The sequence below is a fragment of the Enterococcus raffinosus genome, assembly GCF_001886185.1.
Taxonomy (GTDB): Bacteria; Bacillota; Bacilli; order Lactobacillales; family Enterococcaceae; genus Enterococcus_A; species Enterococcus_A raffinosus.
This window is the reverse complement of sequence record NZ_JXLA01000010.1, coordinates 35,169-60,043: the sequence shown is the minus strand read 5'-3', so window position 1 is coordinate 60,043 and position 24,875 is coordinate 35,169. Positions and strand designations below refer to the sequence as shown.

Here is a 24,875-nt window from a genome sequence, read left to right as displayed (position 1 = left end):
TAAGCGGCTCCTTTACATTCCTAATCCATAAATATCATCATCAACCATTGAGCTCAATGCAGTATTCGTAATTTCAACATTTGTCGGCGTACATAAGAACATCTCATTGCCAACGCGCTTAATATCGCCGTCAATCATAAATACCGCGCCCGTTAGAAAATCAACCACACGTCGTGCCTTCATCTCATCTAAAGATTGAAAATTAATTAGAACCACTTCGCCTTGTCCAACACGTTTGGCGATTGTCATCGCTTCATTATAGGCTCTTGGTTCAACCACTGAGATGCGGTCTTTTTTCTTTTCTTCCATTCTTGGAGCAAATCGTTGTGCCCGACTGTTATTATTTGGCATAGAAACGACTTTTTCACTTTTCTTAGGCATACTTTCTGCTTTTTTCATTACAGCCTCTGCCCGTCGATTCGTAGGAGTTTCAACAACTGGTTGTTGTACTCGCTCCTGTACTTTTTGCTGTACTCTTTCTTTTGGTCTTTCTTGCTTTTGGTATGTTGAACGTGCCGTTACGCGTTCTTTTTTAGGCGCGCTTTGTGGGCGGCTAACCTGCTTCTTTGGGGCAGGTGCTGCTACTTCTTCATACATATCATCATCTGCTAAACCAAAAAAATCAGTGATCTTTGCTAGACTAATTCCCATTAACTTTACCTAACCTTTCCTAAATAATGCCGTTCCAATTCGAACAAATGTGGCGCCTTCTTCAATTGCCGTTTTGAAGTCTTGGCTCATTCCCATACTCAATTCTGTGCATGGGGCGTATTGCAAGTTTAGTTTTTTCACACTTTCTTGAAGATCTTTCAAGGTTGAAAAAATTGTTCGAACTTCCTGCTCACTCGCTTCATAAGGAGCCATGGTCATCAAGCCAATCACTCGTATCTTATCCAACCCTGCTATTTCCTGAATAAAAGAATGAAGTTCTGCTGGTTTGATCCCATGCTTCGATTCTTCACCAGAAACATTTATCTCAATAAAACAATCTATTTGATGTTCCGCACGTTTTTGAATTTCTTGTGCTAAACGCAAACTGTCCAGTGCATGAAAAAAATCAATTTCATTTATAATCAATTTTACCTTGCGACGCTGTAAATTACCAATAAGATGCCATTTGATCTGCTGATGTTGTGAAAGACTTTGCTTTTTCTCTAGTAATTTATCTACCCTATTTTCCGCTAAATCCAAAATTCCCAACTCAACGAGTTCACTTGCTGTTTTGGAGTCGACACTCTTGGTCACCGCAACCATTGTAACATCCTTTGGGTTACGTGAAACAAGAGCACACGACTCCTGAATTTCTTGCTCGATTTTATGCAAGTTTTCAGCGATCATGTGCTCTCCCCCTTTTATTTTCTACGGCGAAAGAATGGTGGTGTATCTAGTTCTTCGTCTTTTTCAGGTTTTACTTCTTCACGATTGAAGGTTTCGAATTCTTTCTTTTCGATGTTATCAAATTGTGTTTCTTCAACCTTCGGGCGGATATTTTCTTCTTTACGAATATCCCATTCGCCAAATGCAGATTGCCCTTCATTATTTCTTGAAGGTTCGATATCTAAATTTTGCTTTTGTGGAACTGATTGGATTTGACTAGCACGTTGTGTGTTACGTGTAGCCTTACGCTCCTTTTTTGTTGGGTCAATTCCTGTCGCAATTACTGTCACGCGAATTTCATCGCCTAATTCTTCGCTGATTGATGTACCTAAAATAATATTTACATCGCCTGTAGCTGCACTAGCAACGATGTCAGAAGCATCTTGTGCCTCAAATAGCGTCATATCTAAACCGCCAGTAATATTTAACAATACTTGTTCTGCACCATCAATGGATGTTTCTAATAATGGAGAAGAAATAGCTTTCTTCGTCGCTTCGACAACACGATCTTCACCGCTAGCAACACCAATACCCATCAAAGCAGTACCTTGATTAGCCATAACTGTTTTCACATCAGCGAAGTCCAAGTTGACATAGCCAGGAGCTGTAATCAAATCAGAAATCCCTTGCACTCCTTGACGTAAAACATTGTCTGCTTCACGGAAGGCCTCAAGCATTGGCGTCTTCTTATCAACAACTTCAAGTAAACGATTGTTTGAAATGATTAATAGTGTATCAACGTTTTCTTTAAGCAATGAAATACCTTCTGCGGCAAAACGTCCGCGTTTTGGTCCTTCAAAGCTAAATGGACGAGTAACGACTCCTACTGTTAATGCACCTAAATCTTTAGCGATTTTCGCAACAATCGGTGCTGCACCAGTACCAGTTCCCCCACCCATTCCGGCAGTAATAAAGACCATGTCAGCACCTTCTAATGCATCACGGATTGCTTGTTCACTTTCTTCTGCTGATTTTTGACCAACTTCAGGCTGTGAACCAGCACCTAAACCGCGTGTATATTTAGGGCCTAATTGAATAACTGTTTCTGCTTTTGAATTTTTAAGAGCTTGTACATCAGTGTTTGACGCGATAAATTCAACGCCTTTGACGTTTTCCTCGATCATACGGTTGATGGCATTGCCACCGCCACCGCCAACACCGATAACTTTAATAACTGCACCTTCGTTAATATTGTTATCTATTGAGAATTCCATATTTTCTATTCCTCCTACAAATTAGTCAAAAATATTAGAGAAGAAGTCTTTAATCTTCCCGGTTACTTTTTCTTCATTTTTTGGTTTTGATTCTTCTTCGTAATCATTTGAAGCTTCGTAATCGTCATACACAGGTGCTGTCGAGACAGCGCTCGTTTGAGGTGAAGCAGATAAAGAAACTTTTTCACCGGTCACAGCTGATTTTGCCAAATGATATACATCGCTTAATTCAGCTGAATAATTAACGATACTAATGACATTTGTAAAGACTGGATTTCTCAAGCCCATTTGGTTTGGTACGTGAAGTTTCACTGTCGTCCCAAAAATATCTTCAGCTAAGTCAACTACGCCTGGCAAGCTTGCAGCACCACCAGTTAACACGACTCCACCTGGTAAGTCAAGCGCTTCGATTTCATCCAAAGCTTCTTTTGCTTTGCGGAATATTTGTTCTAAACGTGCTTCAATGATTTCAGCTAAATAGCGCTCATCGACTTTAATCGGATCTGTTTTACCAATCACATCTACAGGGAAATCTTCATCCGCTGATGTGCGGCTTGGGTAAGCATCCCCATAGTTAATTTTTAATGCTTCCGCATTGTTAAATGACGTGTTCAAAACAATCGAGATATCTTTAGTAACAAATTCTCCACCTTCTTGATCCACGTGGGTGAATTTTAATTGTTTATCATGCATAACGGCCGTTGTTGTTTGTCCGCCACCCATGTCAATAACAATCGTACCAAAATCTTTTTCTCCATCAGATAATGTAGATTCTGTCAGAGCCAAAGATGTAATTACTGTCTCAGCAACAGACAGTCCCGCTTTTTCAACACATTTGGTAATGTTATGAATGATTGTCTTAGGACCAGTAAATACTAATCCGAACATCTCAAGACGTACACCTATCATACCGCGTGGATCTTTGATCCCTTCAAAACCATCGACGGTAAACTCTTGAGGCAATAGTGCAACTATTTGTCTTTCAGGAGGAACCGAACGAACCATTGCTGCTGAAGCGACATTACGAACATCTTCATCCATAATCTCTTTAGACTCATTATTCACAGCGATCATACCTTGGCAAGGCTCAACTTCTAATAAGTTGGCAGGTAATCCTACACTGACACTTTTAATCTGAATCCCAGCTTTTTCCTCGGCCTGTTTTACTGCTCGTTGAATCGCCTGTACTGTTTTATCAATATCTACGATAATCCCACGATTGATTCCTTCTGATTTTGCGTTTCCAACACCAATGATATTCATTTGGCTATCGATGTACTCGGCTACAACAACTTTTATCGATGTTGTCCCGATATCAAGGCCTACATACATTCCTGCTTTTGCCATGAATGGGATTCCCTCCTATTTTCAAATAAATGCTTTATTCAGATTTAATATTTTAAGTTACTGTTAAGCATGAAATATAATTTTTTGCAAGTAATTCACTGCCTTCAATTTTAACACATTTTGCCTAGAATGAAAAAGAAGATTCAACATTTTCTTGTAATAAATTTAATCATTTCCAACTGGCGTTTCAGATTGTTCTGTCGAGTCTTGAGTTGAATCCTCAGTAGCTGAATTTTCAGTGTACGGATAGCTGTATATTCCAGCTTCCATGTCAACTACGCCTTTAATCTCTTTATCGCTCATTTCTTTAGCAATTTGAGGGTAGTATTTCATTTTATCCCCTAGATCGTTGATACTAACCAACACTTTATTCCCATCATTCATGAAAATTTCCAGTAACTCTTTGTTTTCACTTGTCGGAGCATATTTTATCTGAGATATTCCTTGTTTTACTTCTTCAGATAACTTTTTATATCCTTCAAGAACTTTCAATATTCGTTTTGATCCAGTGAAGTTCTCCAAAATTGGCAGCTCTCCATCGCTTTTTTCAACTTCGACTGGAATAATCTTTCCATTCGAAATTACAGGTGAGTATTTCCCATCACTTTCTAAATAGGCGACCTCTGGATACTCTTTCACTTTCACTTCAAAATGATTGAAGCCATCGATGTGAACTTCCGCATCCTCAATCTGAAGTTCTTGCTTTTTCAAATTTTTCACATTGTCACTACGATCAAAATATTGACTCCAAAGATTATCTCCAACTGAAAAATTGAGTTCTTTTTTGATTATCTCTGCCGAAATTTTTTCATTTCCAGTAATGCTTACTCCACCTAACTTACCTAAGGGTGAAATGTAATATAATAGTAGTATCGCCGGGATTGAAAATAATCCAATTAAAATGGAAGATCTTCGAACGAGACGACGATTTCGTTCATGTTTAATATTGGGGAGACGCTCTAAGAACGAACCGCTTTTTGGACCTTTGGCAGAATCTGGTGCTTCTTTTTCTTCTGTGTCTTCCAGATCCTCATCAACAGTCGGCGGATCATCCATATCTGCTGCTTCTTTTTTTTCATCGGCGGGTTCACTAGTATTTGTGTTTTCAGCTGACGATTCAGAAGATTTAGGCGGTGTTTCAGGTTCGCCCTTCTCGAGCGCTTTTTGCTTTAAATACTCCATGTTTGCTAGTTGCCACGGAGTCAAATTCTCTTGTTTTGTTTTTTCTTCTTTTTCTTTATTTTCTTCTGGAAACTCTTCACGACTAATGATCCTCACCTCCAATAATTATTTAACGATCTCGTTTACCAATGACCACATGCGTTCAGCTGCGTCAGGAATTCCTTCTTGACGAGAGGCTTTTGCCATTATTTCTCTTTTTTCATTGTTATTCATGATTTCATCTACTGCTTCAACAAGATTTTCACCTGTTAAATTAGCATCTGCAATCATTTTAACAGCACCCGCGTTTACCAAGCTCTGTGCGTTTTTTGTTTGGTGGTCATTGGTAACATATGGACTCGGAATTAAGATGGCTGGTAGTCCCAATGCAGTAAACTCTGCTATGGATGTTGCTCCAGCTCTACCTATCAATAAGTCTACATTTGCCATAACATCTGTCATATTTTTTATATAAGGTTGAAGTGACAAGTTGCGACTGATTTTTTCTACATCAATTTTTTCGGAAATCTCGTTATAATAACGGTCTCCAGAAGCATATAATACCTGATAATCTTTTTGCGAGAATTTGGGTAACGCCTGTATGACTGCTTGGTTTATTTTAAGTGCACCCTGACTGCCGCCGAAAATTAATACTGTTGGGGTATCTGGCAACAAATTGTATTGTTCCAATACGTCTGATTTTCCACTAGTGACTACTTCTTGCGCTCGAGGATTTCCAACTAATACAGTCTTATTTTCTGGAAAATATTGAGCAGCATCAGGAAAACAGATGCCCACCTTATCAGCAAAACGACTCAAAAATTTATTTGTAATACCCGGTACGCTATTTTGCTCGTGAACAATCGTCGGAATTTTCATTCTTGCTGCCGCATAAACAACCGATCCAGAAACATATCCGCCTGTACCAATCACAACATCTGGCTTAAATTCTCGCAATATTTCCTTCGAGCGTTTGATACTCTCTAGAAACAGCTGTACGGTTTTTAAATTATCAAACGAAAGTTTCCGTTTAAATCCTTGAATTTTAATTGTCTTAAAAGAGATGCCTGTTTCAGGCACAATTTTATTTTCCAAACCTCGATGCGTCCCTACATATAGAAATTCAGAATCAGGTTGGATTTTTTGTACGTAACGGATAAATGCCAGAGCTGGATAGATATGTCCACCAGTGCCACCGCCTGTAACAAGTATTCTCATTTCATTTCCCTACTTTTCTAGTTGTTTCACAGCATGCATAAATTTATCTCCGCGTATTTCAAAGTTTGGGTATTGATCCCAGCTTGCATTTGCAGGAGATAATAAAATGCTGTCGCCATCTTCACTCTGTTCATAAGCCAAAGGAACAGCCGTTTCAACATTAGAGGTCAAAATAATTGTCTGAATCCCTGCTCTTCTTGCAGTATCAGCCAGTTTGTCCTTCGTTTCCCCAAAAAGAATCACTGCTTTGACACCTTCTAGTGACGGAATTAGCTCATCAAATTCATTTCCACGATCCAAGCCGCCCGCCAGTAAAATTAAACGATCATTATCAAAGCCACTTAGCGCCATTTCGGTCGCTAAGCTGTTTGTTGCCTTTGAATCATTGTAAAACTTGCGTCCATTGATCGTATCCACGTATTGTGTTCGATGAGGAACACCATGAAAATTACTTAACGCTTTACGAATTCCTTCATTAGAAATACCTTTTAATTTTGCTACTGCAATTGCTGCCAAAGCATTCTCAATATTATGAGCGCCAGGTACACCTAAATCAGAAGCGGCCATAATCTTTTCTTTTTTGAAACACAGCTGTCCATCTGATAGGTAAGCCCCATTATCTAACTTTTCTGTTGTAGAAAAAGGAACAATTTGTGCCCCAGTTTGTGTGCTCAACTCTTGTAATTCTGTTGAATTCCAGTTTAAAACTAAATAATCATCTGCGGTCATTTTTTGTTGGATTGCCCATTTAGCTGCTACGTAATTTTCACGCGTTTTATGATAATCTAAATGCGCTTCATAAATATTGGTAATAACTGCTATTTGTGGCTTAAAGCTTTTAATTCCCATCAATTGAAAACTCGACAATTCCATAACGATGTCGTCATCTGCTGTAGCCTTAGAAGCTACTTCACTAGCAGGAAAACCAATATTCCCAGCTAAGTGTGCTTTACCAGTCTTTCTCTCTTGATTCAATAATAGACCGATCATGGTAGTTGTTGTCGTTTTCCCATTCGTTCCGGTGATACCAACGATAGGACATTCTGCGACTTGATAAGCCAACTCCACTTCGGTCAAAATTGGAATATGCAATTCTTCGGCTTTCGCCACTAAGGGATTATCATAAGGAATACCTGGGTTTTTTACCATTAATGAAAAGTCTTCATCTAGTAATTCGATTGGATGGTGACCTGTAATCACTCGAACTCCTTGCTCCAACAGTCCTTGGGCCTCAGGGTTTTCCTCGAAAGGTTTTCCATCGTTTACCGTAACAAGTGCGCCCAAGTCGTTTAATAACTTGGCCGCACTAAATCCACTCTTCGCTAATCCTAACACTAATACCTTTTCGTTTTCATATTGTTTGATTTGTTTCATTTCCTAGTCATCTCCTACAGTACGATCAATAAAACAATAATAGATGCAATCAGTCCGATTGCCCAAAAAACAGTATCTACTTTCCATTCGGACCAACCTGACATCTCAAAATGATGATGCAACGGTGACATCTTAAAAACACGTTTCCCTGTCATTTTAAAGGAAGTAACTTGAATAATCACGCTTGCTGTTTCAAAAATATATACCAGACCGACTAATAGCAATGTCCATTCTTGATGTAGAACAATTGAAATAGCTGCCAACAATCCGCCTAAAGCGAGAGAACCGACATCTCCCATAAAAATTTTCGCAGGTTTTCTATTGTAGGGAAAGAAACCGACTAATCCACCCATTACAGCTAGGCACACGATTAAAACTTCATATTGTTGTTGGTTCCAAGCAATAATACCGTATGTTGCAAATGAGATTGTCCCTAAGCCTGAAACTAGCCCGTCGATTCCATCAGTTAGATTTACTGCATTTGAGAAACCAACCAACCAAAAAATCGCAAAAAGTCCATAGACAATATTTAAGGGTAAATCGATGCCAAAGAAATTCAACGTATTTGGATAACCTTCCATTCGATAGATTAAATAGAAGACTATCGCAACAACAACTTGGGCAATGAATTTCTGCTTTGAAGTTAATCCTTCATTTTGCTTCTTAGCTAATTTGATAAAATCGTCCAGAAATCCAATGATTCCATAAAGTAATAATACGAATACTAGAATTAATAACGAGGTTGTCATTTGCTGCGTCCAAAGACTAAACCAGATTGATGTAATCACTGCAGCGGCTAGAAAACCTAAACCACCCATCGTTGGTGTGCCAGCTTTTGTATTATGCCATTTTGGCCCTTCATCACGAATTTCTTGTCCTTGTTTCTTCATCCTAAAATAGCCAATAATAAATGGCATGCCTGCAACAGTAATTGCGAAACTACTGGCAAAAGCGATAAATAGTTGTGCCGGTTGCATTTTTTTCTCTCCAGTCTAACCTAACGTAATTTTCAATTTCTTCTTCGATATTTCCGAATAGGGAGCAATATTTTGTTTCGTACAGTAGCCGTCCCCTTTAAATGTGACATCAATATCCAGCAAATTAGTCAACTTCAAAATATCTGCTTTAGACCAGCCACGAACATCAGGCATCTCTTTCTTGCCGTCTGTCAACAAAATAAGATGTTCATTTGCCATTACCTTTTCACCTGGTTTGGCAGACTGCTGTACAACCTTATCTCCATCGCCAACTACTACAGCTGTCAGTCCACGTTTATTGGCATCTGCTGCAGCTTTTGATGTTGAAAGATTACGATAATCTTCTACAGTAACCTTAGTATTACTTTCTTCCTCTGAAGAATCAGATTCATTATTTTGGAATTCCATTGCACGACTCAATAAAGGATTAGCTATTTCTCCCAAAATACCTTCTTTATTTTCCTGTGGCTGTTTCATTGTTAAATATAAAATGTATTCTGGATCCTCTGAAGGAAGCATCAACGCAATTGAATAAATATAGTTTGTATCACCTGTCAGATATCTACCATTCTCAGCAATTTGAGCGGTCCCTGTTTTAGCAGAAATATGATATCCGGGTACTTTGTATTGATCATAAGCAGAACCGTAATTTTCACTTTCTACGGTATCACGCATGTATTCACGCACCTTTTGTGCGGTCTCAGCCGTAATTGGTTCACCTACGACTTCTGGCTTTGTAATAATTTCTTTACCTGTATTAGGGTTAGCTATTTTTTCAACATAATGGGGTTGCAGCATTTTTCCGTCATTTGCAACAGCAGTAAAGCCGCGCATCATTTGAAAATTCGTCACCCCAATAGCTTGTCCATATGAACTCATCGCCTGGTCAACGATATTACTCGTCGGCAGAGTTCCTTTTGATTCACCAGGCAAACCAGAATAAGTACTTTGACCAAATCCAAATCGTTTCACGTATTCAGGCCAACGATCCCCAAGTTTTTCTTCCAACTTCACCATTCCGACATTACTAGACCAAGATAACGCTTGGCGCATTGTTAATATTCCTTTTTTGCCTAAGTCCCAGTCATTAATGGTCGCATCAGCCACTTGGATCTTTCCAGAAACGTAGCTTTCATTTTCATTAAAGACGCCTTCGTTAACGGCTGCGGCAGTGGTAAAAACCTTCATAGTTGATCCTGGCTCATAGCTATCTTCTACTAAGAAGTTTCGCCATGCGTCAGATTCCCCGAGCCCTTCCTTAGTCTCTGGGTTGAATGTTGGTCGTTGAGACATTGCTAGAATATCCCCTGTTTTCGCCTGCATCAGCATAGCTGTCATCTCTGTAGGATTGGCTTCTGAATTCACTTTGTCCAACAACGTTTCTAAATAGCTTTGTAAGCCTGCGTCTAAAGTAGTATAGATATCTTCTCCGTCGACTGCTTTCTTTTCTTCTGCAACACTGCCAGGAATTGGACGTTGGTTTTCGTCCTTTTGATAAACTACTTTTCCATCTTTCCCTTTTAAAACATCGTCGTAAGCAGCTTCGACACCCATCATCCCAACTAAATTTTCGTTTTTGTCTGGTTGAGCATAACCTATGAAGTGAGAAGCAAAATTTCCATTCGGATACATTCGATCAGTGTGATCGGTGAAATATAGTCCTTTGATTTTAGCTTTCTTCATCGCATCTTCGATATTTTGTTTGGTCTCCTCGGAAATGTTTTTTCCCTTATTGCCAAACTCAACTTGGTAATACTTACTTGTCCCGTCACTATTTATGCCGCTCTTTAATGTTTTCAAAGCTGTTTTTTCTTTAATCCCTAAATACTTATGTAATATAGAAGCTAATTCATCAAAGTTTTTCTCTTGGGCGTAAAGTTTATCTTTTCCTGAAACATAGCTTTCCGAAAGAATTGCATAAACGGAATAAGAGGTAGCATCTTCTGCTATAACCTCACCGTTACGATCATAAATCGTCCCTCGTTTAGCCTTGACAACTTCACCACCATGATAAAGCTCTTCCGTCTTAGCTTTTAATGATGTTCCTGCTACATGTCCACCTGCCACCACATAAATCATGCGAACGGCAAATAAAAAGAACAATCCAATACTCGTAGCAAACAAAATAACGCCTACTTTTTTGCGATTGTTCATCGGAGTCAAATTCTTTTTTCGGATTTTTCTTCTTAGCCTTTTAAAGCTCATTTACTTCACTTTCCTTAAATTCGCGTCATTGATAGAAAGACCCGCTTTTTCCGCAACTTCTTTCAAACGATCAGATCGAGACAATTCACTTTTTTCTTGTTGTAATTGCGTCGCTGTTTTTTCTTTCGCATCAATATCGGTTTGAATACTAGTAATTTCATTTTGTGTTTTGCTGATTTCATTACGATAATTTACCATCACGATTGACAGCCCAATTAACATCACTAAGAAAGCTAACACGGCAAATTTTTCTACTCGTGTAATTTTCTTTAAACGATCTCCAGGAGAAACGAAGACTTTGAAAGAATCTGGCGTTTGTTGAATCTCATCTTGCTGAGAATCAAATTGAAATGGTTGTTTATTTTTTAATTCTGCCATAATTCCTATCCTTTCTTCACTTTCTCAGCGATCCGCAATTTTGCACTTCTCGCACGATTGTTCTCATTTAATTCCTCTTCTGAAGGAATAATTGGTTTTCGATTTACTAATTTTAGCATTGGCTGAAATTCTTCCGGTACCATTGGTAAGCCAGGTGGCATATCCTTAGGTGTGCTAAATTCTTTAAACATGGTCTTCACGATTCGATCTTCTAATGAATGAAACGTAATTACACTGACTCTTCCGTTAACAGATAGCATATCAATCGCTTGTTCCAAAGAACTCTCAATTGCTCCTAGCTCATCATTCACAGCAATCCGAATAGCTTGGAAAACCCTTTTTGCAGGATGACCGCCTTTTCGTCTTGCCGGAGCTGGAATAGCTTCCTTAATTATATCAACGAGCTCGCCTGTAGTTTCTATTGGCTTTTCTTCACGTTTGCGTTCAATCAAACGTGCGATTTGTTTAGAGAATTTTTCTTCCCCGTAGCGAAAGAAGATTTTTACTAATTCATGGTAAGAGTAATCATTTACAACTTGATAGGCACTCAAGGGAGCATCCTGATCCATCCGCATATCTAATGGAGCATCTTGATGGTAACTAAACCCACGTTCAGCTTCATCTAGTTGCGGAGAGGAAACGCCCAAATCATATAAAATCCCGTCGACTTCTGTCACACCTAAATAATTCAGTTCTTCTTTTAGATTTCTGAAATTAGCTTTAATAAAAGTCACTTGCTTTTTTTCGACATATTTTGCCAAACGAATTTTCGCGTTATTAATCGCTTTTTGATCTTGATCAAAAGCATAAAGATGTCCATCTGCGTTTAACTGGCTTAGCAAGTACTCACTGTGCCCAGCACCGCCTAATGTACAATCAACATAAATACCGTCTGGTTTGATTGCTAGACCATCAACTGTCTCGCGAAGCAAAACGGTTGTATGTTGAAAGTCTGTCATTGATAATCCTCTTCTCTAAAATCCAAAATCGACCATTGTCTCTGCAATGTCGTCGAAACTAGCTTCTGTTTCTTTTGTAAAATCATTCCAACGAGTTTGATCCCAAATTTCAATGCGATTGGCTACACCAATGATGACGCATTCTTTTTCCAAAGAAGCGTGACTACGCAAAGATGCCGGTATGTTAATCCGACCTTGTTTATCAATCTCACACTCGGTAGCAGCAGAATAAAAGAAACGAACAAATGCACGCGCATCTTTCTTTGAAAGCGGCATTTCATTTAGCTTTGTTTCTAATTGATTCCACTCGGCTAAAGGGTAACCGAACAAACACCCATCCATACCTCGGGTAACAACAAACTTCTCGCCTAACTGTTCACGTAATTTTGATGGAACGATCAATCGACCTTTTGCATCAATATTGTGTTGAAATTCACCCATGAACATCTAGACCTCACCCCTTTTTACCACCGCATGAGATTAGTCTACCACAATCCCCCACAATCTACCACACTTTACAAAAAACAAAAATAACAGTTTCTTGACCTTCTCTAACCATATTGGTTTATCGGGAAATACGTAGGTAATAAAGAGTTTTTTTAAAGTTTTTTTCATTTATAAGGCATTAATAATACTTGCAATAATCAAAATAAAATAGACCAAAACTGATAATAAAAACGTTAAGCGCCAAAACATTTTGAAAAAGCGACCATACATGATTTCACGATAGCGATAGGCTTGGAAAACGACGACGCTAATACCCAATAATAGAATGGATAGTAAAAAATATGGTAAAATTGAAAACGTACTGATACTTTTTGATATTTCGTGCATTCCAACGATTAAAAATGGTACAGTAATATCTGGCGTTTTCAAATTGAAGCGTTGTTTTAATTTAAAAGTTGTTACGATATAATCAGACGCTAAAAAGACGATAATCGGGAAAATGTACCATAACAACAAAATTGGTGAAAATGATGCCAACAAATACAGTCCTTCCTCTTCTAACTACTACCTTCACTATACTGCATTATCGTTACATTCGTGTTTCAATTCATTTAAAATATAAAGGATTTAGCAAGTTTTAACAATTGAATTCGCAATATTGACGCGAAAAGATTTCTTAGTATTTTTTAAAAGTTTTTTCAGTTATTTGCGGAGTTTCAAGAAATGAAGTATGATGAATTTGAGATTTTTTTGAGGATGGTGACGGCATGAATAACAAAAAATCTACCAGTACTTTTTCTAAAGTTACCAAGATTGTTATTTGGACCATGTTAATTTTAACAATCGGTTCATTGGTTTTGAGTAGTCTACTAAGTATTATGTAAGCAAATAGCCGGAGCATGAGCTCCGGCTATTTTTTTGCTAATTGCAATAATTCTTTTGCATGCTTGACAGTTAAATCTGTAATCTCTGCTCCTGCTAACATACGAGCAATTTCGTCAATACGATCCCTTTCAGTTAACTCCTCTACCTTAGTTAAAGTCCTTCCATCAACTATCTCTTTACGAATAAATAGTTGATGATCGGCTTTAGCAGCTACTTGAGGTAAATGAGTGATACATAAGGCCTGTGAATTCAGACCAATTTGATAAATCTTGTCTGCAATCGCTTGGGCGACTCGCCCACTCACTCCAGTATCTACTTCATCAAAAACAATACTCGTTAATCCCTGAGTTTTTGAGAAAATGGTCTTTAAAGCCAACATGACTCGAGAAATTTCTCCTCCTGATGCCACTTTAACTAGAGGTTTCAATGGCTCTCCAGGATTAGTCGTTATGTAAAACTCTACCTCATCTACTCCCTCTGCATTAAAAGAGCTCTCTTTAAAACTAACTTCAAACCGAGCATTCTCCATGTACAAATCCTTCAGTTCATTTTGGATTGCTGATTCTAATTTTTTCGCCATCTTTTTTCGCGCCACTTGTAACATCTCAGCTAAGTGTTTTAATTCGTTTTCTTTTTCATATAGTTCTTTTTCTAATCTTTCCAATTTGTCTCCAGAGAAGTCTGAATCCAAAAGTTCTTCACTAATCTTATCATAATAGTTTAGAATGATCTCGATCGAATCTCCATACTTTCTTTTCAATTGATGAATTAGTTCAAGCCTTTCATTAACTATATCCAAGCGCTCCTCATCTAACTCTAGCAAATCTAATTGACGCCCGATTTCACTGACCGCATCTTGCAAAAGATAATAGGCACTATGAACATTATCAGAAATGCTTTCATAGTCAGCATCTAAAGAAGCTATTGTTTGAAGTTCCTGACTAGCTGAACCTATCGCGTCTAAAGAGTTTGTTTCTTCATTTGTCATAGCTTGATAACTATAAGAAAGACTATCTACTATTTTCTGATAGTTCGTAAGTTTCTCCCGCTCTTCCATCAGTTTTTCTTCTTCACCAATAGATAGCTCTGCATTTCCAATTTCTTCTTGTTGAAAAGTTAGCATATCGATTCTTTGAACAAAAGATTGTTCATTTTGTTTAAATTTCCTAACTTGATTCATTAAAGTTATATAGCTATGATACGCGGTCTGATACCTATTTTTTTTCTCTTGAAAAGCCGAGTCACCAAAACTATCTAAAAGACGGAGATGCGATTCTGGATGCATCAATTCCTGGTGGTCGTTTTGGCCTTGAATGTCTACTAAGAATTGACCAATTCTTCGTAAGTTCGCCAAAGTAATAATTCTTCCGTTCACTCGTGAGACACTTTTTCCTGAGATATTCAAATCTCTTTGAACAATCAATCCTGCATCATCTACTTCAATTCCAAGTTCTTCCATTAGTAGACTGAACTCATGTTGCTTAGGCAAATCAAAAAGCCCCTCAACTAAACATTTATCACTACCTTGGCGAATATATTCGATGGATGAACGAGCTCCAGCTAACAAGCTAACTGCATCAATAATAATTGATTTTCCAGCGCCTGTTTCGCCAGTTAGAGCTGTCATTCCATCAGTAAATCCTAAATGCAACGAAGAAATGATCGCAAAATTTTTGATTGTTAGCTCTTGCAACATTTTCATATTCTCCTTTTAATGAGACTTACTAATTATTCTGGCTTTTTTCAACGATATCTTGTTTTATATATTTTGCATCGTCTTCTGTTCTTGCAATCATCAAAACACTATCATCATCATTCAAGGTCGTAAATAAATTTTTCATGAATTGTTTTTCTAATAGATTTGCACAGGCAGACGCATTTCCCGGAAGTGTTTTAACACTGATAAATTTCTCCATTTGATCAATAGAAACCATGGCATCTTTTAACAAATCAGCCAGTTTTTCATTCACGTCTTCCTGTTCTTGAAGGGGCATACTGTATCGATACCCACCATTCGGAGAAGGTACCTTAATGAGTTTCATTTCCTTGATATCACGTGAAATTGTTGCTTGAGTTACTTTCACACCTTCTCGCGCAAGAACTGTTACAAATTCCTCCTGCTTCTTCACATCATACTCGCTCAATAACTTAGTAATAATGCGATGGCGCTCGTCTTTTCGCATTTCTTTTCCTCCTGATCATTTATCTAATTGCTGATGAGCCTCTGCTACAACCATTTCCAAATTAATTTCTGATTTTAAACAACCTGTTTCAGGTACTTTTTTCAAATGAGCCAAAAACTCAATGTTTCCTTCCCCACCAGTAATAGGAGAAAAAGTCAGTTCTTCTACATTAAAACCATGCGCTATTGCAAAATCAGTAATTTCCTTTAACACCATCAAATGTGTTTTTGGGTCCTTAACAATTCCCTTTTTCCCTACAAATTCTCTTCCCGCTTCAAATTGTGGTTTAATCAACGCGACCACGTCACCGTTATCCATCAAAATTTCATGTAAGGGAGGTAAAATCAGCTTTAAAGAGATAAAGGAAACATCAATTGTTGCAAAATTTGGTTGTCCCTTCTTAAAATCTGCTAACTTAGAATAACGGAAATTCGTTCGTTCCATGACAACTACTCGCTCATCCTGACGTAGTTTCCAAGCCAATTGATTATAGCCAACATCTAAGGCATAGCTTAACAAAGCACCGTTTTGCAATGCAACGTCTGTGAACCCGCCTGTAGAAGATCCTATGTCCAACAGAATTTTTTGATCAATATCTACATCAAAACTTTTTAGAGCCTTTTCTAATTTTAATCCACCACGAGAAACATACGCTAAGCTTTGCCCTTTTACTTGTAAAACTGTCTCAATTGAAATTTTTTCACCAGGTTTATCTAGTCGTTCATTTTTTTGATCATATACTAAACCAGCCATCACGCCGCGTTTAGCCTTTTCTCTGGTTTCAAAAAGTCCCTGATTAAAAGCCAACACGTCGACACGTTCTTTTTTCATGATATCTCCTATTTCTTATAATAGATTTAACTTCATTCAACACATTATTTCTTCAGAGCAAAGAGCGCTAGTAAATCTTCGAAAATTTCAGGCTGAACTTCTGCCACTTTTGATAATTGTTGGATTGTATCTTCAGCTTGACTTAACTCGTCTACCAGAGACTGCTTAGCCCCTTCAACTCCCAATAATGCTGGGTATGTGCTTTTATCTGATTTTTCGTCCTGACCGACTTGCTTTCCTAATTCTTCTGTTGAACTCACAATATCCAATAAATCATCCCGAATTTGAAAAGCCAAACCAATGTGCCCACCAAGTTTTTTTAGAAGTTCAAGCACATACTCCGTTTGATTCGCAAGGATTCCTCCAGCTACGAAAGCATAAGTCAACAAAGCACCTGTTTTCCCACGATGAATTATCTTTAATTCATCTAATGAAACATGCTGCTTTTCTGCCGCCATATCTCCCGCTTGTCCTGCAACCATGCCTCCAGTCCCAGCAGCCTTTGCTAATAACTGGATCAACAAGACAGTTTCAGTGGAGTCTAAAATAGTTTCACTGAGCAGTTGAAACGCACCCGTTAAAAGGCCATCTCCTGCTAAAATTGCTAATGCTTCACCGAAAACCTTATGATTCGTCGGTTTCCCACGTCGTAAATCATCGTCGTCCATTGCTGGAAGATCATCATGGATTAACGAATAGGTGTGAATCATTTCTAATGCTCCCGCAGTCTGGTAAACGGGCAAAGACAACTCTTTTTGAAAAGCTTTTACTGTCGCCAATACTATTAACGGGCGAATCCTTTTTCCCCCCGCATTAATTGAATAAAGCATACTTTCCTTTAACTCTTCATGTGTTGTGTAGGTGTTGATAAAATCAATTATTTCTTTTTCAACTTTAGGTAGCTCTTCAGCAGAAAGCTGCTGTAACATTAGGCTCCCTCCTCACCTGTAAAAGGCACTTCTTCATCTTCACTCATCATCTTGGTTAATGTCTTTTCTGCTTTCGTTAAAGTATCCTGACATTGCTTGCTTAAAACCATACCTTTTTGAAATGCTTCAAGTGCTTCTTCTAATGGCACATCGCCACGTTCTAATTGTGACACAATATTTTCTAGTTGAGTAATTGATTCTTCAAAGGTTATATTTTCCATTATTTTTTTCCTTCCTCAATTTCTAAGATTGATGCCTTTACATTTCCATCAACAAAATGCACGACCATTTCTTTTTCTTTTAAATTCTTAACAGAACGAATTACTTGGTCATCTTGGGTCGTATATGTAAACCCTCGTCCCATCGTTTTTAGTGGACTTAATAAATCAAGAGACATAACTGCCTGCTGTAATCTACGCTGTTGAGCTTCTATATATCCCTGCATTTGCTGCTGTAGCCGTTCCTGTAAATATGTCATTTGCTGTTGCGCTTGTTTCAAACGATTGATAGGATTGGCTTGGGCCAAGCGACTGCTGTACTGCATCAATTCGCGTTCTCGCTGATTGACTAAAACAGTCATATTTTGTTGCAATTGTTGTACTAATCGATCCAATCGCACACTTTGCGCTTCGTATAATCGTGCAGGCTGTCTAAAGATATAGGATTGCTGCAAACGTTCAAAACGGTCTTTTTTTCGTTGTAATTGATGCATAAAGGCTTGTTCTAGACGTGCTTGTTTCTCTTTAACTCGTAAAATTTCTTCCGATAAAACAGGTACCGCTAATTCTGCAGCTGCTGTTGGCGTTGCTGCTCGGACATCTGCAACTAAATCAGCGATCGTCGTATCCGTTTCGTGCCCGACTGAAGAGATGACGGGAATCGGAGATGCTGCAATTGCTCGAGCGACAATCTCTTCATTAAAGGGCCAAAGATCTTCAATCGATCCCCCACCTCGACCAATAATCATAGTATCAAAATTCAACTTCTCGGCCTTTTTGATATTTGAGACAATATCTGCAGCAGCTTTATCTCCCTGAACCAATGTGGGAAATAAAACCAGTTGCACAATGGGATATCGGCGTTTTACTGTTGTAATAATATCTCTGATCACTGCGCCACTAGGACTAGTGATTACAGCGATTCGTTTCGGAAAGCGAGGCAATGACTTTTTGGGGAGAGAAAACAATCCTTCTTTATCCAATTTCTCTCGCAATTCTGCTAATGCTTGATAGAGCGCACCGACACCGTCAGGCTCCATATGATCTATATAAATCTGATAGTTGCCACTAGCTTCATACAATGCCACGCGACCTACCACTAATACTTTCATACCTTCTTTTGGCGTAAACCTCAGCTTTTGAAACGCTCCTTTAAACATAATAGCACTTATTTTGGAACGTTCATCCTTTAAACTAAAGTATTGATGACTGTTTGCTCGCATACGGAAATTTGATATCTCTCCGGTCAAATAGACCCGCTCTAAATAGGGGTCTACATCGAACTTCCGTTTAATATACTTGTTTAAAGCACTGACGGTTAAATATTCTTGTGCCATTTAAACACCTCTTTGTTATTCGTGATTCAGTACTTGTCGCTCACAACATTCGACTGTTTGCTGCATTAACATAGTGATGGTCATAGGTCCTACTCCCCCAGGAACCGGGGTAATGTAGCTAGCGATTGGTTCGACTTCATCGAACTTCACATCACCTATTAATTTTCCTTCTTCATTTCGATTCATTCCAACATCAATGACAACTGCTCCTGGCTTAACAAATTCTTTTGTAACGAAGTGGCCTCTGCCGATTGCTACAACTAAAATATCCGCCTTACTAGCTACTTTTGCCAAATCTTTCGTTTTTGAATGGGTTAATGTGACTGTTGCATCCGCCTCTAATAATAAAATCGCCATTGGTTTACCCACAATATTGCTTCGACCTATCACTACTGCCTGTTTACCTGCCAAAGGGATATCATATTCTTCAAACATTTTCATAATGCCATAAGGAGTACAAGGAATCGTATGGGGCATTCCAGCAAATAATCTTCCCATATTCATTGGATGAAACCCATCAACGTCCTTTAAAGGATTAATTGCCAGTAAAACCTTTTCTTCATCAATATGATCTGGCAAAGGTAACTGAACTAATATTCCATGAAATTCATCTGATTGATTAAATTGTTCGATTTCTCTAATCAGCTCAGTTTCAGTAATACTTTCAGGATAACGTTTTACCTCTGAATGGATACCAATTTTCTTAGCAGCCCGTTCTTTATTTCTTACATAGATCTGGCTGGCTGGGTTTTCTCCGACCAATAGGACAACCAATCCAGGATAAATTCCTTTTTCTGCCAACGTATTCACTTGACTTGCTGTTTCTTTTTGAAGTTTTTCTGCCAATTTTTTACCATCGATAATTTGCGCCATATTAATCCCCACTTCTTTTTCTGTATAGTTTAAATGAAGCTGGGAAAAATAGCTTTATTAGCTATTTGCCCCAGCTTCATCGATCTCTTTCATTACATTAGATAAGATACCATTGACAAACTTTCTTGACTGGTCGTCACTGAAAGTTTTGGCTAACTCGATTGCTTCGTTTAAAACTACTCGATTGGGTACTTGCGTGTTGTACAACATTTCATAGATTCCTAGTCGCAAAATAATCAAATCCATTTTTGCAATTCGTTGAATCGTCCAGTTAGAACGCAGGTGTTTTTTTATAATTTCATCCAGCTCTGTTTGATGATCGACAACTCCACCAACTAATTCATCCAGATAGATGGGAACAAATGCTTCTTCGTCATCACTGACAAATTCTTGTTGATCAATACTTAAAGCATGGTTGATCGCATCTTTTTTAGTTAACTCTTGATTAAAATCTAAGGGAAATAATGCCTGCAATGCTTTTTCCCGAATCTCGTGACGTGACAATTCTTTACTCATTATTTTCCTCTTCATCATTAAATAATTCTTCTAGGGTCGGTTGTTCCAATTTTTCCGCAACTACACCTACAACATGAATGTTTACTTCACTTAAAGCTAAATCAGTCATGAACAATACTTGCTGTTTTACACGTTCCTGCATTGCCATCGCTACTTTTGGTACAGAAGTTCCATAATCAAAGTAAGAATAGATATCGACTTTTAAACCATCTTCATCGTTTTTAAGATAAACGCCTTTACCGTGTGCTGATTTACCAAGCAATTCAGTGACATTGCTAGCTAAGGAACCACGCATACCATAGACACCATCAACTTTTGAGGCTGCAATTCCGATAATTACTTCGATTACTTCTGGCGCAATAATAATCTCACCAAGTTCTGGGCTTTCGCCTAAAACTAAATTTTTTTCATCTGCCATTTTACTCTCTCCTTATTCCTCCAAATATCCTTATTTCTCTAAAGAAAAATAAGGCCGTTACTGATATCGTATATCATCTAACAGAATATACATAATTAATTTAATTTAAAAATCTCTATTCATAAGAAATTAAATATTAATGACGTTTCTAAATCTTCAACTAATCAAAATAGAACAGCAAAAACGATTATGCTCGAGAAACATAACTGCCATCTTGTGTATTAACAATCAGCTTATCTCCTTGATTTACGAAGAATGGTACATTTACTGTCAAGCCAGTTTCCATTACAGCGGGTTTTGAACCACCTGATGATGTATCACCCTTGATATTGGGCTCCGTTTCTGCAACCTCTAGAGTAACAGTATTAGGAAGGTCCACCCCTAATACCTCATTACCATACATAATAACAGTAAGTTCAGTGTTTTCTAACACGTAGAGCATTTCTTCTGCCACTTGTTGTTTAGGCATCTCAATTTGTTCATAGCTCTGCATATCCATGAAAACATAGTTGTCTCCGTCATCATAAAGGTATTGCATTTTTTTATTGTCAATTTGAGCTTTCGCTACTTTTTCACCTGCACGGAACGTTTTTTCTTGAACTGCTCCAGTACGTAAATTTTTAAGTTTTGAACGAACGAAGGCCGCACCTTTACCTGGTTTTACATGTTGAAAGTCAACTACGCGCCAAATGCCGCCATCCACCTCGATAGTCAAACCAGTTTTAAAATCGTTTACTGAAATCATGATACTTCCTCCTAATTCACTAAAAGATAATCAAAAGAAGTGATTATCTACCTATTACCCCATCTTTACAGATTTGGTTCTAGTTTATCATTTCTTGTTTACTTACGCTACCACTACTCTGTTTAGGTCATTCGTTTTTAATGAAACTATTTCTTAACAAAAAACACAGCCTTGTTTCCACTAAGTTTTTAACAAGGGATACAAAAGCAAAAAGTTTATAAAATAATCAGTTCTTTTGATGATTGAGTTAAGATTCGATTGCCCTCAGCTAAAATCACTAGATCATCTTCTATTCGCACACCACCTAAACCAGCTATGTAAATTCCTGGTTCATCCGTGATAACATTGCCCACCGCTAAGGTTTTTTCATTGGAACGGCTAATATTTGGTCCTTCGTGAATGTCCAAGCCAATACCATGTCCAGTAGAATGTCCGAAAGCTTCACCATATCCAGCTTCCGTAATAATGTTCCGAGCGACGGCATCCAATTGTGCACCAGTTACACCAACTTGTGCTGCAGCCAGAACGTGTAATTGCGCATCTAATACAATTTGATAAATATCTTTTAACTCTTGACCAGGGTCACCTATCGCAAAAGTTCGTGTAATGTCTGACACGTAACCTTGATATACACAGCCAAAATCAAGTGTAATTAAATCTCCCTGCTCGATCATTTTTTCACTGGCTACACCGTGGGGTAAAGCGGAACGTACACCACTTGCAACAATCGTATCAAACGATGTTCCTGTTGCACCAAGTGAACGCATGAAGAAATCTAGCTGGTTAGCCACCTCAATCTCTGTCATTCCAGGACGAATCATTTTTAAAACATGTTCAAAACCTTCATCAGCAATGGCACATGCTTTTTCAATAATGGCGATTTCACCAGAGTCTTTCTGCTCTCTTAATTTTTCAATTAGTCCACTTGCTGGAGCCAATTCAGCATCAATCACTTCCTCAAAAACAGAATAATCCGCATAAGTCATAAACGAATCCTCAAATCCTAAAACATTGACTTCTTCATGTTCTATCAGCTTGAGAATCTCACTTACAATATCTCCTTGATGTTGAATGATTGTCATGGCTTGAACTTGTTCACTTGCCTGCTCAGTGTAACGAAAATCTGTAATAAAGAACGCATTATTTAATGTGATAAATGCCAACCCTGCCGTTCCGGTAAAATTTGTCAAATAACGAAGGTTAGCTGGACTTGTTACTAAGTAAGCATCAATTACTTCTTTTTTCATCAGTGTACGTAATTTTTCAATTCGTTTTATCATTCTTATCACCCATTATCCATTATAACAAAGTGTGTCAAAAAGCTGAACGAACACGTCTAGAAAAACAATAGAAGCTTCACAAAAAAAACAGAAGCCGAAAATCGACTTCTGTTAATTCATTATCATCGTCTTCCAGTGAAGAAAGAAACGACTGCTACAACTACGACAGCTCCTAGAATAGAAGGAACTAACGCCATTCCTGCTAAATGAGGACCCCAGTGACCAAAAATCGCTTGACCTATATAGGAACCGGCTAAACCAGCGATAATATTAAAGAGACAACCCATCTGCTTTCCACGTCCTGAAAGGCTACCGCCGATTGCCCCAATGACAGCACCTACTATTAATGTCCAAATCATCATTACCCCTCCATTCTTGATACTAAATCTAGTTTAATTTTTAATATTAGGTCATTGTCAATAGCCTAATATTAGTTTCATAAAAAAGTTTCGCAGTTGTGAAACCAAACAAAACGTTGATATAAAAACTTTTTCGTAATTGTAAGCGGCTAAATTGATTGATAAAAACGCTTTTTTATCTCTGCCTGTGAATAACTTTTTATTTCAGTAAATCCGTTCCTAGTTTTATGCTGTTTTTACACCAATCCACTCTATCTAAATAATATGGAAAATCACCATTTAAGGAAAAAGTATCGGGTTCTGGTACATTGATTTTATTCATCCTTGCACTACCTTTTGCTAAATAACCTGTACCCATTTTCAACATGTCTTTTAAATTAAGATTACTACCGGAATACTCTTTGACCGTACCATAATTATTAGTGATAGATGATAAACGAGGACGCACTGTTTTTCGCTTCATCAATCGAATGATGTCTTCTTGCCGTTCAAAAACATCCATTCGACCATCTTCATCAATTTGATAACTGATATAAGCATCAATTTCCTCTAGTGTCATTCGTTGTTTTCCTTTTGTAAACCGTTGACCATTTTTTAAAGCAACAAAGTTTTTATAAACTGTCACTGGCATTTTACCATCTTCTTCAAGTCCCACTTCTTTCACACCAAGTAGACTGTCTTCTTTTTTTAAAATCAAATATTTTTTTACTTCTATAGAAAAAGCGAGTGAAAAATAGGCTAAAAATTTTTCAATCGGCACTTGAGTATACAACTCACCCAGTGTCACCTTTTTAATTTTTATTTCTGGAGAAATCCGCAACAGACTGTTTACTCCGCTAGTTAAGTCATAGACAAAAAAACTTGAACAAGCTTGGTCATCAAATACAAATAAAACTTTCATGACGATCTTCCTCTCTAAAACAAGTTTATTAAAGATAAAAAGAAAAAACATCCGCCGCAAGTCTGAAAGTCATTCTTTTTCATGCTATTTATCTAAATAATGATACAATAAACATGAATTAAAAACGAAACCTTTCACACAAAAGGAGCATGTCATGAATACAATTAGTTACGTTGTTTTAGCTATGCTTGTTCGGTCACCTCTAACTGGCTATGAATTAAAGCGTTTTTTGAATCTTTTTTGGGAGGCGCATCATAGTCAGATTTACCCGACGTTAAAAGAATTACGCAAACAAGGGTTAATCGAAATTATTGATATTCCTGATGGAAAACGTAAAGTCTATGATATTACTGCATCGGGAAAAAAATTAGTAAAGGAATGGGTACTTATAAAAAGTCCTACACCGTCTCAAAAAGATGAGTTCTTGGCAAAAATCTTTACTATATCCGCATTAGATCGTGACACTGCTAAATTTTTGATTATGGAACGTAAACAACTTTTCAACGAGCAATTAAGTGAGTACTCAAAAGTACTGAACAATTTGAACGATCTCACTGGAGAAGAGTATAAAAAAAATTTTGGAAGAGAATTAATTGTTGAACGAAAGATTCGTTTATGCAAGGAAGAACTTTATTGGTGCGAATGGGCAGAAGAAAAAATCGAAGAGTATTTTACTGAATAATCATGTTAACACAGCTTTTCTTTAAAAGCTGTGTTTTTTTACCAGAAATTATATGTAAATT

Annotated in this window: 28 protein-coding genes; 2 read left to right on the top strand and 26 right to left on the bottom strand. The window is 37.7% G+C overall.

All coding sequences use genetic code 11. The features are described from left to right. Positions 1-12: 12 nt before the first annotated feature. The 13 genes from RV13_RS07130 to RV13_RS07070 form a co-directional block, all read right to left on the bottom strand. A complete protein-coding gene (locus RV13_RS07130) occupies positions 13-651 on the bottom strand; it encodes a cell division protein SepF (RefSeq protein WP_028020311.1) in 639 nt (212 codons plus the stop codon). A 9-nt stretch (positions 652-660) separates the two neighbouring features. Further along, positions 661-1,338 (bottom strand): YggS family pyridoxal phosphate-dependent enzyme, encoded by a 678-nt coding sequence (locus tag RV13_RS07125; RefSeq protein WP_028020312.1) that lies wholly within the window; start codon positions 1,336-1,338, stop codon positions 661-663. A gap of 14 nt (positions 1,339-1,352) precedes the next feature. Next, positions 1,353-2,591, bottom strand: coding sequence for a cell division protein FtsZ (ftsZ, locus tag RV13_RS07120; protein ID WP_010745922.1), 1,239 nt, complete (start codon positions 2,589-2,591; stop codon positions 1,353-1,355). 21 nt (positions 2,592-2,612) lie between these two features. Further along, on the bottom strand, positions 2,613-3,938 hold the full coding sequence (gene ftsA / locus RV13_RS07115) for a cell division protein FtsA (protein WP_010745921.1): 1,326 nt from the start codon (positions 3,936-3,938) through the stop codon (positions 2,613-2,615). Positions 3,939-4,103: 165 nt separating this feature from the next. Continuing rightward, on the bottom strand, positions 4,104-5,222 hold the full coding sequence (locus RV13_RS07110; RefSeq protein WP_028020313.1) for a cell division protein FtsQ/DivIB: 1,119 nt from the start codon (positions 5,220-5,222) through the stop codon (positions 4,104-4,106). A gap of 3 nt (positions 5,223-5,225) precedes the next feature. Further along, positions 5,226-6,317, bottom strand: coding sequence for an undecaprenyldiphospho-muramoylpentapeptide beta-N-acetylglucosaminyltransferase (gene murG / locus RV13_RS07105; RefSeq protein ID WP_028020314.1), 1,092 nt, complete (start codon positions 6,315-6,317; stop codon positions 5,226-5,228). A gap of 9 nt (positions 6,318-6,326) precedes the next feature. After that, a complete protein-coding gene (gene murD, locus RV13_RS07100; RefSeq protein ID WP_028020315.1) occupies positions 6,327-7,691 on the bottom strand; it encodes a UDP-N-acetylmuramoyl-L-alanine--D-glutamate ligase in 1,365 nt (454 codons plus the stop codon). A gap of 14 nt (positions 7,692-7,705) precedes the next feature. Beyond that, entirely contained in the window at positions 7,706-8,668 is a 963-nt protein-coding gene (gene mraY, locus RV13_RS07095; RefSeq protein ID WP_028020316.1) for a phospho-N-acetylmuramoyl-pentapeptide-transferase, read from the bottom strand. A 15-nt stretch (positions 8,669-8,683) separates the two neighbouring features. Further along, entirely contained in the window at positions 8,684-10,873 is a 2,190-nt protein-coding gene (locus RV13_RS07090) for a penicillin-binding transpeptidase domain-containing protein (protein ID WP_028020317.1), read from the bottom strand. Beyond that, positions 10,874-11,251 (bottom strand): cell division protein FtsL, encoded by a 378-nt coding sequence (gene ftsL, locus RV13_RS07085; RefSeq protein WP_028020318.1) that lies wholly within the window; start codon positions 11,249-11,251, stop codon positions 10,874-10,876. A 5-nt stretch (positions 11,252-11,256) separates the two neighbouring features. After that, a complete protein-coding gene (gene rsmH, locus RV13_RS07080) occupies positions 11,257-12,210 on the bottom strand; it encodes a 16S rRNA (cytosine(1402)-N(4))-methyltransferase RsmH (protein WP_028020319.1) in 954 nt (317 codons plus the stop codon). A 15-nt stretch (positions 12,211-12,225) separates the two neighbouring features. Next, a complete protein-coding gene (gene mraZ, locus RV13_RS07075) occupies positions 12,226-12,657 on the bottom strand; it encodes a division/cell wall cluster transcriptional repressor MraZ (protein ID WP_028020320.1) in 432 nt (143 codons plus the stop codon). A gap of 168 nt (positions 12,658-12,825) precedes the next feature. Continuing rightward, entirely contained in the window at positions 12,826-13,197 is a 372-nt protein-coding gene (locus RV13_RS07070; RefSeq protein ID WP_010745912.1) for a DUF3397 domain-containing protein, read from the bottom strand. A 227-nt stretch (positions 13,198-13,424) separates the two neighbouring features. Between RV13_RS07070 and RV13_RS07065 the strand changes: the two genes are divergently transcribed. Then, positions 13,425-13,541, top strand: coding sequence for a DUF4044 domain-containing protein (locus RV13_RS07065; RefSeq protein ID WP_010740492.1), 117 nt, complete (start codon positions 13,425-13,427; stop codon positions 13,539-13,541). A gap of 26 nt (positions 13,542-13,567) precedes the next feature. Here RV13_RS07065 and recN read toward each other — a convergent pair whose 3' ends face one another. The 13 genes from recN to RV13_RS07000 form a co-directional block, all read right to left on the bottom strand. Next, a complete protein-coding gene (gene recN / locus RV13_RS07060; protein ID WP_028020322.1) occupies positions 13,568-15,238 on the bottom strand; it encodes a DNA repair protein RecN in 1,671 nt (556 codons plus the stop codon). Positions 15,239-15,266: 28 nt separating this feature from the next. Then, complete coding sequence (locus RV13_RS07055) at positions 15,267-15,725, bottom strand: arginine repressor (protein ID WP_028020323.1); 459 nt, start codon at positions 15,723-15,725, stop codon at positions 15,267-15,269. Between the two features lie 15 nt (positions 15,726-15,740). After that, positions 15,741-16,556, bottom strand: coding sequence for a TlyA family RNA methyltransferase (locus tag RV13_RS07050; RefSeq protein WP_028020324.1), 816 nt, complete (start codon positions 16,554-16,556; stop codon positions 15,741-15,743). Positions 16,557-16,600: 44 nt separating this feature from the next. Further along, complete coding sequence (locus RV13_RS07045) at positions 16,601-17,485, bottom strand: polyprenyl synthetase family protein (RefSeq protein ID WP_010745907.1); 885 nt, start codon at positions 17,483-17,485, stop codon at positions 16,601-16,603. Further along, positions 17,485-17,706, bottom strand: a complete 222-nt coding sequence (locus RV13_RS07040) for an exodeoxyribonuclease VII small subunit (protein WP_028020325.1) — start codon at positions 17,704-17,706, stop codon at positions 17,485-17,487. The genes RV13_RS07045 and RV13_RS07040 overlap by 1 nt, the downstream gene beginning before the upstream one ends. Next, complete coding sequence (gene xseA, locus RV13_RS07035) at positions 17,706-19,040, bottom strand: exodeoxyribonuclease VII large subunit (RefSeq protein ID WP_010745905.1); 1,335 nt, start codon at positions 19,038-19,040, stop codon at positions 17,706-17,708. Before xseA ends, RV13_RS07040 begins: the two co-directional genes overlap by 1 nt. A 15-nt stretch (positions 19,041-19,055) precedes the next feature. Continuing rightward, positions 19,056-19,913, bottom strand: coding sequence for a bifunctional methylenetetrahydrofolate dehydrogenase/methenyltetrahydrofolate cyclohydrolase (locus tag RV13_RS07030; protein ID WP_028020326.1), 858 nt, complete (start codon positions 19,911-19,913; stop codon positions 19,056-19,058). 57 nt (positions 19,914-19,970) lie between these two features. Then, positions 19,971-20,429: a transcription antitermination factor NusB gene (gene nusB, locus RV13_RS07025; RefSeq protein ID WP_010745903.1), complete on the bottom strand. Its 459-nt coding sequence runs from the start codon at positions 20,427-20,429 to the stop codon at positions 19,971-19,973. Next, positions 20,422-20,847, bottom strand: a complete 426-nt coding sequence (locus RV13_RS07020; RefSeq protein ID WP_010745902.1) for an Asp23/Gls24 family envelope stress response protein — start codon at positions 20,845-20,847, stop codon at positions 20,422-20,424. The genes nusB and RV13_RS07020 overlap by 8 nt, the downstream gene beginning before the upstream one ends. A gap of 187 nt (positions 20,848-21,034) precedes the next feature. Continuing rightward, entirely contained in the window at positions 21,035-21,592 is a 558-nt protein-coding gene (gene efp, locus RV13_RS07015; protein ID WP_010745901.1) for an elongation factor P, read from the bottom strand. Between the two features lie 215 nt (positions 21,593-21,807). Beyond that, complete coding sequence (locus tag RV13_RS07010) at positions 21,808-22,872, bottom strand: M24 family metallopeptidase (protein WP_028020327.1); 1,065 nt, start codon at positions 22,870-22,872, stop codon at positions 21,808-21,810. Positions 22,873-22,994: 122 nt separating this feature from the next. Then, positions 22,995-23,231 (bottom strand): GlsB/YeaQ/YmgE family stress response membrane protein, encoded by a 237-nt coding sequence (locus RV13_RS07005; RefSeq protein ID WP_035019402.1) that lies wholly within the window; start codon positions 23,229-23,231, stop codon positions 22,995-22,997. A 199-nt stretch (positions 23,232-23,430) separates the two neighbouring features. Then, positions 23,431-24,132, bottom strand: a complete 702-nt coding sequence (locus tag RV13_RS07000; RefSeq protein ID WP_028020329.1) for an LCP family glycopolymer transferase — start codon at positions 24,130-24,132, stop codon at positions 23,431-23,433. A 154-nt stretch (positions 24,133-24,286) separates the two neighbouring features. On the opposite strand from RV13_RS07000, the gene RV13_RS06995 reads away from it, so the two are divergent. Next, positions 24,287-24,814: a PadR family transcriptional regulator gene (locus tag RV13_RS06995; RefSeq protein ID WP_028020330.1), complete on the top strand. Its 528-nt coding sequence runs from the start codon at positions 24,287-24,289 to the stop codon at positions 24,812-24,814. The last annotated feature ends 61 nt before the right edge of the window (positions 24,815-24,875 follow it).